Source organism: Flavobacterium aquidurense, assembly GCF_001404985.1.
Lineage (GTDB): Bacteria > Bacteroidota > Bacteroidia > Flavobacteriales > Flavobacteriaceae > Flavobacterium > Flavobacterium aquidurense_B.
Genome location: NZ_JRLF01000006.1, coordinates 1 through 17981, shown reverse-complemented (window position 1 = coordinate 17981; position 17981 = coordinate 1). Strand labels below are relative to the sequence as shown.

The following is a 17981-nucleotide window of genomic DNA, read 5'->3' as shown; positions in this document are numbered from 1 at the left end:
TAAAAATTCCAAATTCTGATCTTAAATTTAAGATTGAATTTGGAATTTAAATATTAGAACTTAATTAAGTTTATTTAAGGACTTTTGCATTTTTAGCATTTTGATCAGTCAAAGCCAAAGCAAGAACTTCGCTCATTTCTTTCACATAATGAAAAGTCAAACCTTCTAAATATTCAGCTTTAATTTCATCGATATCACTTTTATTTTCATGACATAAAATAATCTCTTTAATATTAGCTCTTTTTGCTGCTAAGATTTTTTCTTTTATACCTCCAACTGGTAAAACTTTTCCACGAAGTGTAATTTCACCAGTCATAGCCAGGCTTTTCTTAACTTTCTTTTGAGTCAGTAAAGAAACCAAAGAAGTCAACATTGCTATACCTGCACTTGGACCGTCTTTTGGTGTTGCACCTTCAGGAACGTGTAAGTGAATATTATATTTTTGGAACAATTCAACACCTAAGCCTAACTTTTTAGCATTTGCCTTAATGTATTCTAAAGCAATTGTAGCCGATTCTTTCATCACATTACCTAAATTTCCAGTAATGGTCAATGAACCTTTTCCTTCAGATATTAAGGATTCAATAAATAATATATCTCCACCAACACTTGTCCAGGCTAAACCTGTAACAACTCCGGCAACATCATTATTTTCATATTTATCGCGTTCTAATCTCGGTACACCCAAAACTTTGATGATATCTTCATCAGTAACTTTTTTATTATACTCCTCTTCCATCGCAACTGATTTTGCTGCATTACGAATAACCTGAGCAATTTTAGTTTCTAAGTTACGAACACCGGATTCGCGTGTATATCCTTCTACGATTTTCTCTAATTGTTTTTTACCAATTGTCAAATCCTTAGCTGTTAATCCATGCGCTTCCAATTGTTTTGGAAAAAGATGTCTTTTTGCAATTTCTACTTTTTCTTCAATCGTATATCCTGACATTTTAATCACTTCCATTCTGTCACGCAAAGCAGGCTGAATGGTAGACATATTATTAGATGTTGCAATAAACATTACTTTAGACAAATCATATCCCATTTCGAGGAAATTGTCATAAAAAGCATTGTTTTGTTCCGGATCTAAAACTTCTAATAATGCAGAAGATGGATCTCCGCTATTTCCGCTTGAAAGTTTATCGATTTCATCTAAAATAAAAACTGGATTCGAAGTTCCGGCTTTCTTTAAACTTTGGATAATTCTTCCCGGCATTGCACCAATATACGTTTTTCTGTGTCCGCGAATTTCTGCTTCGTCACGTAAACCACCTAACGAAATGCGTACATATTCACGCCCTAAAGCTTCGGCAACTGAACGCCCAATAGATGTTTTACCAACTCCCGGAGGCCCTGTCAAACATATAATTGGCGATTTCATATCATTACGAAGTTTTAAAACAGCCAGGTGTTCGATCATTCTTTTCTTAACTTCTTCAAGTCCAAAATGATCTTTATCTAATATTTTCTGAGCGTGTTTTAAATCGAATTTATCTTTAGAATATTCACCCCAGGGCAATTCTAAAAATAATTCTAAATAGTTACGCTGAATTCCAAAATCAGGTGATTGCGGGTTCATTCTACGCATTTTTGACAATTCTTTTTCGAAATGTTTTTGCGTTTTTTCATCCCATTTTTTAGTTTTCGCTTTCAGTCCCATTTCGTCCATTTCTTCCTCTTGCGAAACACCTCCCAATTCTTCCTGAATGGTTTTCATTTGCTGGTGAAGAAAATACTCCCGTTGTTGCTGGTCTAAATCAAAACGAACTTTTGACTGAATGTCATTTTTCAATTCTAATTTTTGCAGCTCTACGTTCATGTAACGCAAGGTTTCAAGCGCTCTTTCTTTTAATCCGTTTATCGATAACAAACCTTGCTTCTCTTTTACCGATAAATTCATATTAGAAGAAACAAAATTGATCAAAAACGACTGGCTTTCAATATTTTTAATCGCAAAAGTAGCTTCAGAAGGAATGTTTGGACTCTCCTTAATAATCTGAATTGCCAATTCTTTTACAGAATCTAAAATAGCCGTAAACTCTGTATCATTTTCTTCCGGACGTTCTTCTGAAACTTCTTTAATTGTTGCAGTAATGTAAGGTTCTTCTGAAACGACTTCGTCTATTTCAAAACGTTTTTTTCCTTGTAAAATTACCGTAACGTTTCCGTCAGGCATTTTTAAAACACGTAGAATTCTTGCTACAGTTCCTATTTTATGAATATCATCTTTTGATGGATCTTCGTCTTCTTCATTAATTTGAGAAACTACTCCAATGATTTTTCCGCCGGCATTAGCATCGTTTATTAATTTAATCGATTTATCTCTTCCGGCAGAAATTGGAATAACAACTCCGGGAAATAAAACCGTATTACGTAAAGGCAAAATTGGTAACGAAAGAGGAAGCTCTTCATTGTTCATTTCCTCCTCGTCTTCCGGAGTTAATAATGGAATCAATTCTGCTTCCGAATCAAATTCTTGAAGTGACAGATTGTCAATTGTGAGTATTTTATGGTTTGACATAATAGTATATAAGTCGTTTTGTCATTAAATTTTTAATCCTAACTGCAAATCAAACCTTAGATATAGTGCTTTTATATAAAACTAGACTAAGTGTTTCATTTATAAGATAGGCGGTAAAAATAGACAATCATTATGCCAAAACCAAAAAAGAAAGTTTTGAAATTCACTCCCAAAAACTAAATAACACGGTAAAGAGAACTATTTTTAAAAAAAATACAATTATTTTTATCAAAAGTGTAACATATCAAAAAAAGCAAAGTCATTATAAAAAACTAGCAACCATTACTTGAGTATCACAAACCAAAATATCGAAGAATTAATCGCGCTTTGTAAAGAGAATAACCAAAAGGCCCAATTCGAAGTTTACAATCGTTACAGTAAAGCAATGTACAATGTGGCGTACCGTATTGTTAAGGATGAACATTTTGCACAAGACGTCATGCAGGAAGGATTCCTTAAGGCTTTTACAAAAATTAACGATTACAAACAAGAAGTTGCCTTTGGAGCGTGGTTAAAAAAAATAATCGTCAATTATAGTATTGACTTTTATAAAAAAAATAATGCTTTTCAGGTCGAAGATTTGAGTAAAACATTATATAAAATAGAAGAAAATGACAACTTTTTTTCTGAAAATATAGATTTCAATTCACTTAAAGTAAAACAAGTTTTGGATACGATTTTAAGTCTGAAAGACAATTATCGTATGGTTTTGACTCTCTTTTATATAGAAGGTTATGATCAGGAAGAGATTAGCGAAATTTTGAATATTAGTTATGCGAATTGCAGAACAACATTAAGCAGGGCTAAAGAAAGTTTAAGAAAAAAATTAGAGGAATTATGAAAAAGGAAAATGACGATTTAGATCAATTATTTGAAAGATTTGAAAATCAGTGGGATGTTAAAGAAATGAATTCTGACCATCAGCTTGATTTCTTAAACAAGTTGAATAAAAAACAGCCAAAGAAAAAAAACTATGCGGTTTGGGCAATTGCTGCTTCAATAGTAGTATTGTTGGGAGCATCAATATTTTTTAATACTTATAATGAAAAGCCTAAAGAATTCAAATTTGCATCTAAAGAAACAAAAAGAACTGATTCTATATTTAGTATTCTAATTGACAATGAACTGGTTAAGTTAAAAGAAAAAAGTTCACCAGAAAACCAACAAATTATAAATGATGCCTTAAAACAAATGAAAGTTTTTGATGCAGATTATGAAAAAATACTCAAGGAAGTTCAAAAAAATGGTGAAAACAAACAAATTATTTATGCTATGATTAGCAACCTTCAAACCCGAATATCTTTTTTACAAACGGTTTTGCAGCGAATTGAAGAAAACGAAAAATTTAAAAATACTACTGATGAAAAAACATTATAACATAATAATTCTATTCATTTTGATTCCTTTTTTAGGATTTTCAAATGATGACACTTACATTTCAAAACAAAAAAATATTAAAAAAACCTACATCGTTAATTCAAACGCAGGCATTGATATTGATAACAAATACGGAAACATTACTGTAAGTACCTGGGATGAGGATAAAATTGACCTGGATATTACCATTAAGGTTTCAGGTGCAAATGAAGATTGGGTAAACGAAAAACTGAATAGTATTGATGTAAATATTACTGCCTTGAAAGCAATGGTTTCTGCAGTAACCAATATTGCGAGCTCATCGTTGAAAAGCAAAGGAAGCAGTAATAGCTTCGAAATTAACTATGTTATTAAAATTCCAAAAAACGGATCTGTCAAACTTAATAATAAGTACGGAAATATAACTACTTTAAATCTGGAATCTTCTAGTGATATTGCCTGTAAATATGGTAAAATTATTATTGGTAAATTAAATGGATCCAGTAATCGAATTGATATTGGATACAGTCAAAATTCTACGATTGATTATATAAAGAGCGGAAATATTGAAGCACGTTATTCAAGTATAAAAATAAACGAGTCTGGAAACTTAAATCTTGATGCAAACTATACAAATGTAACATTACAGGAAGGGCAAAATATAAAATATCAAGGGAGTTACGGAACTTTTAAATTTCAAAAAATAAACTCTCTCGTTGGTACCGGTAATTACCTGACAATCTCTATTGCAGAAATTTCTAAAGATTTAAATATTGATGCTACCTATTCTAAAATCAATGTGGAATCATTGAATGAAAAACCAAAAAATGTCAATCTAAACACTGGATATACAAATATCTCATTAGGATATAATACAAATTACTCTTTTGATTTTGATATAAACACGAGATATGGAAGCATTAAAAATGATAATTCTTTAGATGTCTTAGTTAGCGAAGTTAAAAGTAACACGAAAAAAATAAGCGGATATAATAAGAAAAAAGGACAGAATAAAATAGTAATCAATTCCAGTTACGGAAATGTCATATTAACTAAAAAGCAATAATACAAAATCAATCAAAAATCAATTTTAAATCAATCAAAACAATGAAAAAATCAATTAAAACATTCATTTTAAGTGCCCTATTAATAAGCTTTATCTCAAATGCACAATCTCCAGATAAAATTAAAGGAAACGGTAATGTAGTTTCTGAAACAAGAACCACATCAGACTATGATGTAATAAAAGTATCCGGCTCATTTGATGTAGATTTAGTAGCAGGCAAAGAAGGTAAAATTATCGTTAAAGGAGAAGAGAACCTCGTTGCTGCCGTAAAGGTCGAAGTAGAAAATAATATCCTGAAAATCTATGTAGAAAAAGGCAGCAATATAAGACCCAGTATTGGTAAAAAAATTGAAATTACCGTTCCGTTTCAAAAAATATCAGAAGTAAATTTATCCGGTTCGGGAAATATCATGTCTAAAGACGCTATTAAAACTGATAAATTTTCAGCAAAACTAGCTGGTTCAGGAAACTTTAATTTAGATGTAGATTCTAATACCTTAGAATTAAATCTAAGCGGTTCAGGTAATATACGTTTAAAAGGAACCTCTGATAGTTTAACAACGAAACTTGCAGGATCAGGGAATATTGATACTACAAATTTAAAAGCAAAAAATGCTGATGTAAACGTTTCAGGATCCGGAAACAGCCGTATTAATTGTATTGAAAGATTAACAGCGAGAATTGCCGGTTCCGGTGATATCAAATACACAGGAAATCCTGAAAAACGTGATGTAAAAGTTTCAGGATCCGGCAGTATATCAAAAGCATAATTAGAATAAAATAATTAGTTAGAATAAGAACTCTAAAAAATTAAGATCATCAATCAAATAAGTTTGTCATATTCGCGACAAATTAAATCCCCGAAAAGGCACTTTATTAATTTAAAGTGCCTTTTTTGGTACTCTTCTTAAAAGTATAATCGCTGTTACAAAGAAGATTCCTAAAATTACAATTGCTGAACGTGAACTGCCAGTAATCTGATCGATAATACCGTAAACACACATTCCTATTACAATTCCGATTTTTTCAGCTACATCATAAAAACTAAAAAATGAAGCTGTATCTTCTGTTTCTGGCAATAGTTTTGAATATGTAGAACGTGATAAAGCCTGAATTCCTCCCATTACAAATCCTGCGATAGTGGCTGCAATGTAAAAATGAATTGGTAAATAAATAAAGTAAACAATTGCGCAAAACACTACCCATATACCGTTAATTACAATCAAAGTTGGGATATTTCCAAATTTTGCAGATGCTCTTGAAGTTATTACCGCACCAGCAACAGCTATTAATTGTATCAGTAAAATAGAGACAATTAATCCAATAGTACCTTCTTCCTTACTTGCCCATTGAATTTCCTGAGCTCCAAAATATGTAGCAACAAGTAGTACGGTTTGTACTGCCATACTTGAAACAAAAAAACCTCCTAAATAACGTTTCAATGGAATGTTTTCCTGCAATAAAGCCCAAACTTTCTTCAATTCATTGAACCCATTAAATATAACAGATTTTGTTAGCTTTTCACCTGTCTCTTTTCTTCCTTTTGGTAAATAGTAATATGTATACTGGCTAAATAATATCCACCAGGCTCCTACCATCACAAATGAATATCGCATTGCTTTCATTGCTGCTTCGCTATCTGTACCGGCAATTCCAAAAAGTTTTGGTTTCATAATCATCGCTAAATTGATGACTAATAAAATTACACTTCCTATGTATCCTAATGAATATCCTTTGGCACTTATTTTATCCTGTTGCTCTTCAAATGCAATATCCGGTAAATAAGAATTATAGAAAACTAAACTTCCCCAATATCCTAATAAACCAAAAAAGTAAAACATCAAACCAATATAAATATTATCAAGATCAAACCAATATAACCCCATACAGGACAAAGCTCCCATATAACAGAAAAATTTCATGAATGATTTTTTATTTCCAACATAATCAGCAATCCCTGATAAAAATGGAGATATAAAAGATACAACCAAAAATGCAATAGCTGTAATAAAACTAATTAAAGCCGAATTTTTTAAATGCATTCCAAAAACATCAATGTAATGATCACGCTCTGAAAATAAAGCTTCATAAAAAATCGGAAATACTGCCGATGCAATAGTAAGTGTATAAACTGAATTTGCCCAATCATAAAATGCCCAGGCATTTAGTAATTTTTTATCTCCTTTTTGTAAATCTTTCATAGAAATGTTTTTGTTAACAGGCTACGAATTTATCTATTTTTTATCATAATCAAATACAAATTTGACAAATCGTATATTAATAAATTATGAACTTTTAAAACTAGTATTTTCATAAAAAAAGCTACCCTAAAAAGGATAGCTTTTAAAATTACCTTTGAATTAACTCAAAGTAAAAATATTTTTAGCGAATAACACCAACTTTTAAAGCCATTGCTTTTGCTTCAGGAATTAATGATTTAATATTGGCAATTCTTGTAGCATCTGATGGGTGCGTACTCATAAATTCAGGTGTTCCTGCTCCTCCGGATTTAGCCGACATTCTGCTCCAGAATGCAACTGCATCATCTGGATTATATCCTGCAATTGCCATAAGCGTTAATCCAATTTTATCAGCTTCAGTTTCATTACTTCTGCTAAACGGAAGCATTACTCCTACTTCTGAACCTAATCCGTAAGCTTGTGAAAATATTTGTCTGGTTGTTTCAGATTTAGTACTTGTTGCAGCGTCTAATGCGGCACCTCCAATTTGTTGTAATTGTGCAGCGCTCATTCTTTGTGCGCCATGATTGGCTAATGCGTGTGATACTTCATGCCCCATAACTGTTGCTAAACCTGCTTCATCCTGTGTTACAGGTAAAATCCCTGAGTACACCACAATTTTACCTCCAGGCATGCACCATGCATTAACTTCTTTATTTTCAACTAATTTATATTCCCATCTGTAATCACTTAAATATTGAGATTGGCCCAGATAAGTCAAATATTTTACGGCAGCAGCTTTAATTCGAGATCCTACGGTTTCTACTCTTTTTGCATCAGCAGTACCTGTTATAACTTTATTTTCTGCTATAAAAGCATTATATTGTTGAAAAGACGAAGGAAATAATTCGCTGTTCGAAACAAAGTTCAAATTTTTCTTTCCTGTAACAGGGTTTGTTGCACAACCAGCAAGTAAAACAGCAGTCAAAATCCCTAAGAATAAATGTTTTTTCATGATTTTAAATTTTTAACACACACAAAAATACAATTATAATTATTTTATATTTTATATAATTCTTTAAAAAACTATCAGAATTTACTTATTCGCCAATAATATGAAGTTCATTAAACTCTTTATCAACAATTAAGAAATGATTTTCTTCAAAAGCTATTTTATCAAATTCTATTTTTTCATTATCAATTTCGATTTCAGTAACTTTAAAAGGCAGCCCAATTAAATTAATTTTATATTTACTGTAAGGTGTATCATATTTTCCTTCTTTATGAAGCTGAACAATTAGCTCTTTTTCTTTACCAATCGTTCTAAAAGACAGAAAGCTGTAACGTCCTTTTTTATAGTCGTAGCCATCTTGTGCATCTTCATAAACTACCGATTTTTCTTTGCCGTTTTTAAAGTATAAATCAAGGGTCAATTCATCAAATTCAAGTTCTCCTACATATTGCTGAACAGGATATTTTGGTATTATGGCACCCGCTTTTACAAAAACCGGGATCTCATCAAATTTTGTATCAATCCATACTTCTCTTCCTCCTATAGCAAGTTCATTTGTCCAGTAGTTATACCACTCACCTCTTGGGATATACATACGTCTTCCTACAGCGTTGGGTTCAAGAATTGGACATACCAAAATTTGATTTCCAAAGATAAACTCATCATTGCGATAGTGCGTTTGTGTATCATCCTGATCGTAATAAACCAATGGTTTTAACATAGGAATTCCTTCCTCAATATATTGCCAGAACATAGTGTACAAGTAAGGTAATAATTGATAGCGAAGGCTTACAAATTTTCGGGTAATATTTATGACTTCTTCGTCAAAAGCCCAAGGTTCCTGATTACCATGATCTCCTGAAGAATGTGTTCTGCAAAATGGATGAAAAACACCTAACTGGATCCATCGTGCATATAACTCGCCTGTAGGCTGTTCTGCAAAGCCACCAATATCAGAACCTGTAAATCCCATTCCGGAAATACTCATTCGCTGTACCTGTATGTTGGCAATCCATAAATGTTCCCAGGTGGCTACATTATCTCCTGTCCAGGATGAAGTATAACGCTGAGCCCCTGAATACGCTGATCTCGTGATGACAAAAGGGCGTTTAGGATAGGTAAAACGTTTTACACCATGATAAGTAGCTCTCGCCATTTGTGTACCATAAATATTATGCGCTTTCCTGTGACTACAAGGATTTCCGTCGTAAACGTGACGAACATCCATTGGAAAAGTTTTATTAGGAACTTCCATAACTGCAGGCTCATTCATATCATTCCAGACTCCTTTAACTCCAATATCTGAAATTAATTCTTTAAATAATCCTGCCCACCATTCTCTTACTAAAGGATTTGTATAATCTGGAAAGTTACATTCTCCCGGCCAGACTTTACCTTTCATATAAGGTCCGTCTGCTCGTTTACAGAAATAATCTTTTTCAAGAGCTTCCTGATATACCCAGTAATCTTTATCAATTTTAATTCCCGGATCAATAATTACAACCGTTTTAAAGCCATCTTCTGCCAAATCTGCCACCATTTGTTTTGGATCTGGAAAATATTGTTTATTCCAGGTAAAACATCGAAAACCTTCCATATAATCAATATCCAAATAAATGGCATCACAAGGAATCTTTAATTCTCTAAATTTTGAAGTGATCTCTTTTACTTTACTCTCCGGATAATAGCTCCATTTGCATTGGTGGTATCCTAAGACCCATAATGGCGGTAATTCTGGCTTTCCTGTAAGATCTGTATATGTAGTAACCACATCCTGCATTTGCGGTCCATAAATAAAGTAGTAATTCATTTCACCGCCTTCGGCCCAAAAGCTGGCGACATTTCTTCTTTCCTGGCAAAAATCAAAAAATGTTCTAAAAGTATTATCAAAGAAAATCCCATAAGATTGTTTATTATGAAGTCCAATATAAAATGGAACGACTTTATATAGAGGTTCCTGATCTTTTTGGTAAGCATATTGATCAGTAGCAAAATTTTCCAGTCTTTTGCCTTTAAGGTTCATTTGAGTTGCCTTATCTCCAAGACCATAAAAACATTCACCATCTTTTGATGATTTACTCATTTTTACAATGTTTCCACCATATTCATAGCTTTCTTCCCAGTGAAAGCCAAGTTCATCTTCAAGAATTAAAAGATCGTTTAAATCATAAATTGACAAACGAAGATCTGCTTTTTGAATTTTGCATTTTACTTTACTGGTTCTAATCTGAAAATAAGTTTCCTCTTCTGTAAGTTCTAAAAAATTATAACCGTGAAGCTGGGTTTTATCAATTGCATATGAAAAATCATTACTAAAATAACCTTTTGTTGTAAAGCGAAACCGAATCAAACTGTCCCTTAGAATAGTGACTTTTAAGATTACTTTATTATCAGTATTAAAAAAAATCGAATCGCCTTCATGTTCATATGAGACGATTTTTGATGGATATAAATCGCCTTTGTATTCTAATGATGTATTTGTAATCATATCGCTAATGAATTAATTATAATGACGTTAATCTCTCTTTTCAAACATACAAAAAAACCACATAAAGCTATATCAATATAAGGTTTATTCACGAAAACGTTTTTTCTGAATGAGTGTTAAAATTGATCTCAAAAAACAGACAATTCAATAATTTAAAAACGTTAAATTGATAAATTGGTATTAGTAAAAAACATTTCTTTTTTATACAAAACAATAAACAGCCACACTTAGAGGCGGTAATATCAATTCAACTGAATATTCTCGTCCATCATACTGTATTTCTTCTATTTTTAAAGCTTTAGAATTTCCAAGTCCACTTCCTCCGTAGATCGTGGCGTCACTATTGAAAATCTCTTGCAATTTACCTTTTTGTGGAATTCCTATTCTATAATTCTCTCGTACAACTTGCGTGAAATTGCAAACGATAACTAAATCCTCTTTATAATTATTTCCTTTTCTGATATAAGACAAGACAGCATTCTGATGATCTGAATAATTAATCCATTCAAAACCGTCTCCTGTAAATTGTTTTTCATACAATGCAGGATGAGATTTATACAATTGATTTAAATCTGTAATTGTCTTTTTAATTCCTGAATGATAATCATATTGCAATAAATGCCAGTCTAAACTTTTCTCAAAATTCCATTCATCGCTTTGTCCAAACTCAGAACCCATAAAAAGTAACTTCGTTCCGGGATGTGTAAACATATAGCCATACAATAATCTTAAATTGGCAAATTTCTGCCATTCATCTCCAGGCATTTTGTTGGCAATAGATTTTTTTCCGTAAACTACTTCATCATGCGAAAACGGCAACATAAAATTTTCAGTAAAAGCATATGTCATCGAAAAAGTCAAATCATTTTGATGGTATTTTCTATAAACTGTTTCTTTCTGAAAATATTTTAAAGTATCATGCATCCAGCCCATCATCCATTTCATTCCAAAGCCTAAACCACCAGTAAAAGTTGGTCTGGAAACCATAGAAAAAGAAGTACTTTCTTCAGCAATAGTTTGAACTCCATTAAAATTAGCATAAATTACTTCATTAAACTCTTTAAGAAAACTAATCGTGTCAAGATTTTCTCTACCTCCATAAATATTTGGTTCCCATTCTCCCTCTTCTCTGGAATAATCAAGATACAACATCGACGCAACAGCATCAACACGGAGACCGTCAACATGATAATGGTGTAACCAGAAAACAGCATTACTAATTAAAAAAGCCCGAACTTCATTACGCCCATAATTAAAAACAAGACTTTTCCAATCCGGATGATATCCTTTTCTGCGGTCCGGATGCTCATATAAATGTGATCCGTCAAAAAAACCTAAACCATGCGCATCATCAGGAAAATGTGACGGAACCCAGTCTAAAATGACGCCAATTCCAGCCTGATGTAATTTATCAACCAGAACCATAAAATCCTGCGGTTTTCCAAAACGGGAAGTTGGTGCAAAGTATCCTGTTAGCTGATATCCCCATGATGGATCGTAAGGATATTCCATAATTGGCATAAATTCTACGTGCGTAAACCCGGTTTCTTTTACATAATTGACTAAATCATCAGCTAGTTCTAAGTAAGTCAAAAAACGATTGTTTTCACCACGTTTCCAGGAACCTAAATGAACTTCATAGACTGAATAAGGTCTATCAAGACCATTTTTCTCCTGTCGGGATTGCATCCAATTTTTATCTTTCCAGCTATAATCCAAGTCCCAAACAACCGAAGCTGTGTGAGGTGGTTTCTCGCAATATAAAGAAAAAGGATCTGCTTTTTCAGTTACAATTCCGCTTATATTTGATTGAATTTTATATTTATAAAGTGCCCCTTTTTCGACACCCGGAATAAATCCTTCCCAAATTCCGGAAGAATCCCATCTCACTTGTAGCAAATGTTCGCCTTGAATCCAATAGTTAAAATCACCAACAACTGAAACTGATTCAGCAGTTGGAGCCCAAACCGCAAAATAAACACCTTTTACTCCGTTCACTTCAGTAAGATGTGCGCCTAATTTTTCATATAATTTGAAGTGTTTCCCTGCTTTGAATAAATCAATATCAAAATCAGTAAATAGAGAATGCGTGATAACTTTATTCATATTTGGTTTTTAAGGCAACAAATTAATTTAAATATATTATTCAATTCTAAAATTATCAGACAGTACAACTCCTTTTTTGATAACTACAATACCGTCTTTTATGCTATATAATTCATTTGTAAAATTATCTAAATGTTTCCCTCCATTGATGTGAACGTTATTTCCAATTCGAACATTTTTATCAATTAAGGCATTTGTTATAAAACAATTTTCACCTATTCCTACATGAATCTTATTAATCGTACTTTCATGATTCATTTCATCCAAATCCTGATAAAAATCGTTACCCATTACATAACAATTTTCAAGCACAGTACCTTCACCAATTCTGGAACGAATACCAATTACAGAACTCTTAATTTCTTTAGCATTAATAATACATCCTTCAGAAATTAATGACTGATTTATAATCGAATTTCTAAATTTTGAAGGGGGTAATAATCTTGGCCTTGTAAAAATTTTGTTGTCATTATCAAACAAATTAAATTCAGGTATATCAGCTGTCAAGCCAATATTTGCTTCAAAAAAGGATTCAATATTCCCTATATCAGTCCAGTATCCTTCATATTGGTAACTCAAAATTTTGTGTTTTCCAACAGCCTGCGGAATAATTTCTTTTCCAAAATCTTTTGTTTCCGGATCAGCCATTAAATCCTCCAGTAACTGACGATTAAAAATATAAATTCCCATTGAAGCCAGATATTTTTTACCTTTCTCCTGCATATGCTCACTCACTTCAGATTCCCATTCTGGCAGTAATGATGCATCGGGTTTCTCAATAAAAGCTTCTACATAACTTTCATGACATGTTTTTAATATTCCAAATTCAGGTGCATCTTTAGCATTTACGGGTAAGGTTGCAATAGAAATTTCTGCATCTGCAGCAATATGAGCTTCCAGCATTTCATTAAAATCCATTTGATACAGCTGATCTCCAGAAAGAATCAGAGCATGATCAAAATCGTGTTTTAAAAAATGTGACATACATTGACGAACAGCATCCGCTGTCCCCTGAAACCAGGTTGGATTATCCGGAGTCTGTTCTGCTGCTAAAATATCAACAAAGGACTGACTGAAAATACTAAAATTAAAAGTGTTTTTAATATGTGCATTTAAAGATGCTGAGTTAAATTGTGTCAAAACAAATATTTTAAAGATATCTGAATTGATACAATTTGAAATAGGAATATCTACCAATCTATATTTTCCTCCAATTGGTACAGCTGGTTTTGATCTGGTTTCTGTTAATGGAAACAAACGTGATCCTTGTCCTCCTCCTAAAATAATAGCAACTACATTTTTCTTTTTAAATTTCATTTTTCTCAATTATTAGGTTGTATATTTCAATATATTCTTGACAAACTCTCTCCCAGGAATGGTCAATAGACATTCCTTTTTTTCTTATTTCATTAAAATTTATTTTATCATTGTACAATTTCACAGCACGATTTATAGAATAGCAAATATCGCCAACGGAAGCCTGATCATGACAAATTCCGTTTCCATTATCACCAAAATCAATTACTGTATCACGTAAACCACCAGTTCTTCTAACTATAGGAACTGTCCCATAACGCAATGCATACATCTGATTCAATCCACAAGGTTCAACTCTTGATGGCATTAAAATATAATCTGATCCTGCATAAATCAAATGTGCTAATTCTTCATTATAACCAATAAAAACGTTATAATTTCCGTTGTAATCATTTCTTAACTGAAGTAACTGTTCTTCTATAACCTTATTTCCTGATCCTAAAATCAGAATGTTTATGTTTTCAAAATTTTCAGATAAAGCCAACGCTGAAGCCTGAGGCAATAGATCACCTCCTTTTTCTTCAAATAAGCGACCAATAAAACTAAATAAAGGTTTAGATGGATCTAATTCAAATTGCTCGCAAATTTTCTCCTTATTCTTTTGTTTTCCTATTTCTAAAGTTTCTCTATTGTAGTTTTCAGCAATCATTATATCTTTAGACGAATCCCAAACTTCAATATCAATCCCATTTAAAATACCTTTAGATTTATCTCTCACAGAATTAAATAATGATTCGAGACCATTTGCCGAAAAATTAATTTCTTCTAAATAACTAGGAGAAACAGTAGTAACTGCATGTGCGCATTTAATGCCAACAGCCAATGAGTTAATAGAATTATCCCATTCTAAAAACCCGACATGAATCAAATCAAATTCTGGTAAATAATGCAATTTATCAAATCCAAACCAACCTTGGTACAAACCGTTATGAATAGTAATTACAGTCCTTATATTTCTTAAATTCTCATATTTATATCCATATTTAACCAGAAAAGGAATCAATCCAGTATGATGATCGTGACAATTAATAATATTTGGAACTGTAGTCCGAGTCGAAATCCAATCTAAAGTTGCGATCTGAAAAGACACAAAACGCTCTATGTCATCTTCGTACCCATAAACATTAGGGCGATTAAACAATTCATTAATTTCTATCAGATATAATTCATAACCTAACTTATTAGTCGCTTCTTTTAATACACTAAAAGGAAAATCAAAGTTTCCTAGTTTTACACTTCCCGTATGAACACATACAAAGTCATTTTCTTTTTTAAATAAAGTGTCATAACAAGGAACAACAACACGAACCTGATGACCTGCATTTGTCTGGTATTTTGGCAATGCACCCACCACGTCGGCCAAACCACCCACCTTGGCCATAGGATAACACTCTGCACTTATATGAAATATTTCCATGTAGAAATTTATAAACGAATTATTAAACCAATTTGTAAAATATTTTTAAGTAAGCATTCATTAATATGCTACTTTTATGTTTCCTAAATTTAGGAAAAAATAAGCAAAATTAAGGCTCCAGAAAAAATTTATTGATATGGCAAAAAAGACAACTAATCCTACGCAATCTTTAAAAATTCCATCAATTATTATATTATACAGTAAAGTACTCGCTTTTATCTCTATTAAATTAGCCACTTCATTTGCTGTAAAACTTTTCACAACTCCAATAAAACATAAGGTTCCCAAAAGAGAGTTGGAAATGGAGCAAAAAAGTATTCAAAAAAAGATTTTTGTTCCTTCAATTAATAAAAGTGTTAATACATATGAATATGGAAAAAGTGCACATAAAATTTTATTGGTTCACGGATGGTCAGGTCGTGGAACACAATTGTTTAAAATCGCCGAAGAACTTTTGAAGAATGGATATTCAACTGTAAGTTTTGATGCCCCTGCACACGGAAAATCAGAAGGAAAAACTACTATTATGTCTGAATTTATAGCTTCAATTTTAGAAATCGAAAAACAATATGGTCCATTTGAAACTGCGATTGGACATTCATTAGGTGGAATGTCGGTTTTGAATGCAATTAAAGATGGCCTAAAGGTGAAAAATGCAGTTATTATTGGAAGTGGAGATATAGTTCAGGATATTCTTGATGAATTTGTTTCTAAATTAGAGCTAAAGCCTGAAATCAGTAATAGATTACGTGATTATTTTGAGAATAAATACCAACTAAAAATGAATGATTTTTCCGCATATAAAGCAGCTCAAAAAATTCAGATTCCAGTGCTTGTTATTCACGATAATAATGATCCTGAAGTCCCTGTGAAAGCAGGTATTCACATCCATAAACACCTAAAAAATGGAACTTTATTTTTAACAGATGAATTAGGACACAGGAAAATTTTAGGAAATCAAAATGTAATAAAAAAGACAATTGATTTCATTAAAAGCACTTAATTTTGTGGCAGTTAGCTATTGTAATTAATTTAAAATGAGATAATAATGGATTTATTTGGAGAAACATCAAATTGGGAAATTAAATTAAAACCCATTTTAAAAAAATATAAAGGAAAAAGCCATCCGTTAGAATATAAAAATACTTATCAGCTATTGGTTATGGTTGTTTTATCTGCTCAGGATTCAGATGCTAATATCAATACAATTTCTCCGGCTTTGTTTGAAAAATTTCCGACCCTTAAACGTTTATCTAAAACTGATCTTGAAACCTTTAAACCTTATATTAGTAAAGTTCGTAATTATCCAACAAAAGCAGGATGGTTGTTAGAAATTGCTCAAACTATTAAAAATGATGAAGATATTCCTTTAACCATGCAAGGTTTAACAGCTCTAAAAGGAATTGGCAGAAAATCAGCAAATGTTATTTTAAGAGAAACTGGTAAACCGGCTGAAGGAATTATTGCTGATTTACATGTGATTAGAGTTGCACCAAGAATTGGAATAGTAAAAGAGAGCAAAGACGGAAATAAAGTTGAAAAAGATCTTATGCAAGTACTTCCAAAATCAATTTGGTCTGAAATTGGAATTGCTATCTCATTTTTAGGAAGGGAAACATGTAGACCAAAACCAAAATGTGAAGAATGCTTATTGGCAGATATTTGCCATTATTATCTCACGCAAGTTATTTAAAAATTATTTTCTTCTGGTGTCAATTAAGTAAATAATCTTCCAAATATCTTTTTCTTTAAATAAGATAAAAGTATTTACTCCGGAATGACTACGCTTATCATTTAAGTAAAATTCATAAGGAGCCCAGACATGAGCCATTGAACCATCAATTTGAATATTATAACTTAAGATTTTCTCCTGAAATTTCATAGTTGATGGAATTGAAGCAATCGATTTATAAAATTCTTTTGCACTTTCCCCTAATAATTTATTTCCTTTTGTTATACTCTCACTAATAGATTGCAAAATAATTGTAGAAGAACAAACAGATTGTATTTTAGTGGTATCTTTTTGATGAAATCCTTCAAAAAAAATCTCTACAGTTTTCTGAACATCTTGTTTCTGTGCATTACAAAGTAAGGCAAATAATAACAATCCTAACAAAATTATATTTTTCATACTAAAAAATTGGAGTTAAAAATAAGCAATATTTTAATATAAAAAATTCTTTAATACCATATAATGATTTTGGCGTTCCCCTCCGGGTCGGGCTGTCCGCTAAATCTTTTGCGGAAGGGGTTTTCGGTAAGGCTTCGCCAGGGGTTTATGGACCGCAAAAGGATATCGCTTCCATCCCTAACGCAATTCCAGGTAAACAAGGGGTTTATTTTGGTTTGTACTTCTTTAATCTAACAATTGAAAATCGGAACTATTATAACCTAAAAAATCCCCATCATTTAGGTGATGGGGATTTTTTAAAGCAAATTCGTTTTCGATAGTTACCGCATTGCGGTATAATTGCGGTTTTTTGTAAAAACAAAAAACCCTGATTCTTTCGAAACA

General features: G+C 32.0%; 14 protein-coding genes. 6 read left to right on the top strand and 8 right to left on the bottom strand.

Going from position 1 to position 17981, the window contains the following annotated elements; all coding sequences use genetic code 11:
* Nucleotides 1-70: 70 nt before the first annotated feature.
* A complete protein-coding gene (lon, locus tag RC62_RS01655) occupies nt 71-2524 on the bottom strand; it encodes an endopeptidase La (RefSeq protein WP_055091974.1) in 2454 nt (817 codons plus the stop codon).
* 286 nt (nt 2525-2810) lie between these two features.
* Here lon and RC62_RS01650 point away from each other — a divergent pair, with 286 nt between their 5' ends.
* The 4 genes from RC62_RS01650 to RC62_RS01635 are packed head-to-tail and all read left to right on the top strand — an operon-like array spanning nt 2811 to nt 5716.
* Nucleotides 2811-3365: an RNA polymerase sigma factor gene (locus RC62_RS01650; protein WP_055091972.1), complete on the top strand. Its 555-nt coding sequence runs from the start codon at nt 2811-2813 to the stop codon at nt 3363-3365.
* Nucleotides 3362-3901, top strand: a complete 540-nt coding sequence (locus tag RC62_RS01645) for a hypothetical protein (RefSeq protein WP_055091971.1) — start codon at nt 3362-3364, stop codon at nt 3899-3901. The genes RC62_RS01650 and RC62_RS01645 overlap by 4 nt, the downstream gene beginning before the upstream one ends.
* Complete coding sequence (locus RC62_RS01640) at nt 3885-4946, top strand: hypothetical protein (protein WP_055091969.1); 1062 nt, start codon at nt 3885-3887, stop codon at nt 4944-4946. The genes RC62_RS01645 and RC62_RS01640 overlap by 17 nt, the downstream gene beginning before the upstream one ends.
* 41 nt (nt 4947-4987) lie before the next feature.
* On the top strand, nt 4988-5716 hold the full coding sequence (locus tag RC62_RS01635; protein WP_055091967.1) for a head GIN domain-containing protein: 729 nt from the start codon (nt 4988-4990) through the stop codon (nt 5714-5716).
* A gap of 111 nt (nt 5717-5827) precedes the next feature.
* On the opposite strand, the gene RC62_RS01630 is transcribed toward RC62_RS01635, so the two are convergent.
* The 6 genes from RC62_RS01630 to RC62_RS01605 form a co-directional block, all read right to left on the bottom strand.
* Nucleotides 5828-7147, bottom strand: a complete 1320-nt coding sequence (locus RC62_RS01630) for an MFS transporter (protein WP_055091965.1) — start codon at nt 7145-7147, stop codon at nt 5828-5830.
* A 181-nt stretch (nt 7148-7328) separates the two neighbouring features.
* Complete coding sequence (locus RC62_RS01625; RefSeq protein ID WP_055091963.1) at nt 7329-8141, bottom strand: M48 family metallopeptidase; 813 nt, start codon at nt 8139-8141, stop codon at nt 7329-7331.
* Nucleotides 8142-8226: 85 nt separating this feature from the next.
* Nucleotides 8227-10626 (bottom strand): glycoside hydrolase family 31 protein, encoded by a 2400-nt coding sequence (locus RC62_RS01620; RefSeq protein ID WP_055091961.1) that lies wholly within the window; start codon nt 10624-10626, stop codon nt 8227-8229.
* Between the two features lie 201 nt (nt 10627-10827).
* Nucleotides 10828-12732 carry a 1,4-alpha-glucan branching protein GlgB gene (gene glgB / locus RC62_RS01615; protein WP_055091959.1) on the bottom strand — a complete coding sequence of 635 codons (1905 nt, stop codon included), beginning with the start codon at nt 12730-12732 and terminating at the stop codon, nt 10828-10830.
* Nucleotides 12733-12768: 36 nt separating this feature from the next.
* Complete coding sequence (locus RC62_RS01610; protein WP_055091957.1) at nt 12769-14049, bottom strand: glucose-1-phosphate adenylyltransferase; 1281 nt, start codon at nt 14047-14049, stop codon at nt 12769-12771.
* A complete protein-coding gene (locus tag RC62_RS01605) occupies nt 14039-15466 on the bottom strand; it encodes a glycogen synthase (RefSeq protein ID WP_055091956.1) in 1428 nt (475 codons plus the stop codon). The genes RC62_RS01610 and RC62_RS01605 overlap by 11 nt, the downstream gene beginning before the upstream one ends.
* Before the next feature lie 136 nt (nt 15467-15602).
* Between RC62_RS01605 and RC62_RS01600 the strand changes: the two genes are divergently transcribed.
* Together RC62_RS01600 and RC62_RS01595 are read left to right on the top strand one after the other, a co-directional pair.
* Complete coding sequence (locus tag RC62_RS01600; protein ID WP_055091954.1) at nt 15603-16469, top strand: alpha/beta hydrolase; 867 nt, start codon at nt 15603-15605, stop codon at nt 16467-16469.
* Nucleotides 16470-16514: 45 nt separating this feature from the next.
* On the top strand, nt 16515-17159 hold the full coding sequence (locus RC62_RS01595; protein ID WP_055091952.1) for an endonuclease III domain-containing protein: 645 nt from the start codon (nt 16515-16517) through the stop codon (nt 17157-17159).
* A 3-nt stretch (nt 17160-17162) separates the two neighbouring features.
* On the opposite strand, the gene RC62_RS01590 is transcribed toward RC62_RS01595, so the two are convergent.
* Complete coding sequence (locus RC62_RS01590) at nt 17163-17597, bottom strand: 3-methyl-2-oxobutanoate hydroxymethyltransferase (protein ID WP_055091950.1); 435 nt, start codon at nt 17595-17597, stop codon at nt 17163-17165.
* Between the last annotated feature and the right edge of the window lie 384 nt (nt 17598-17981).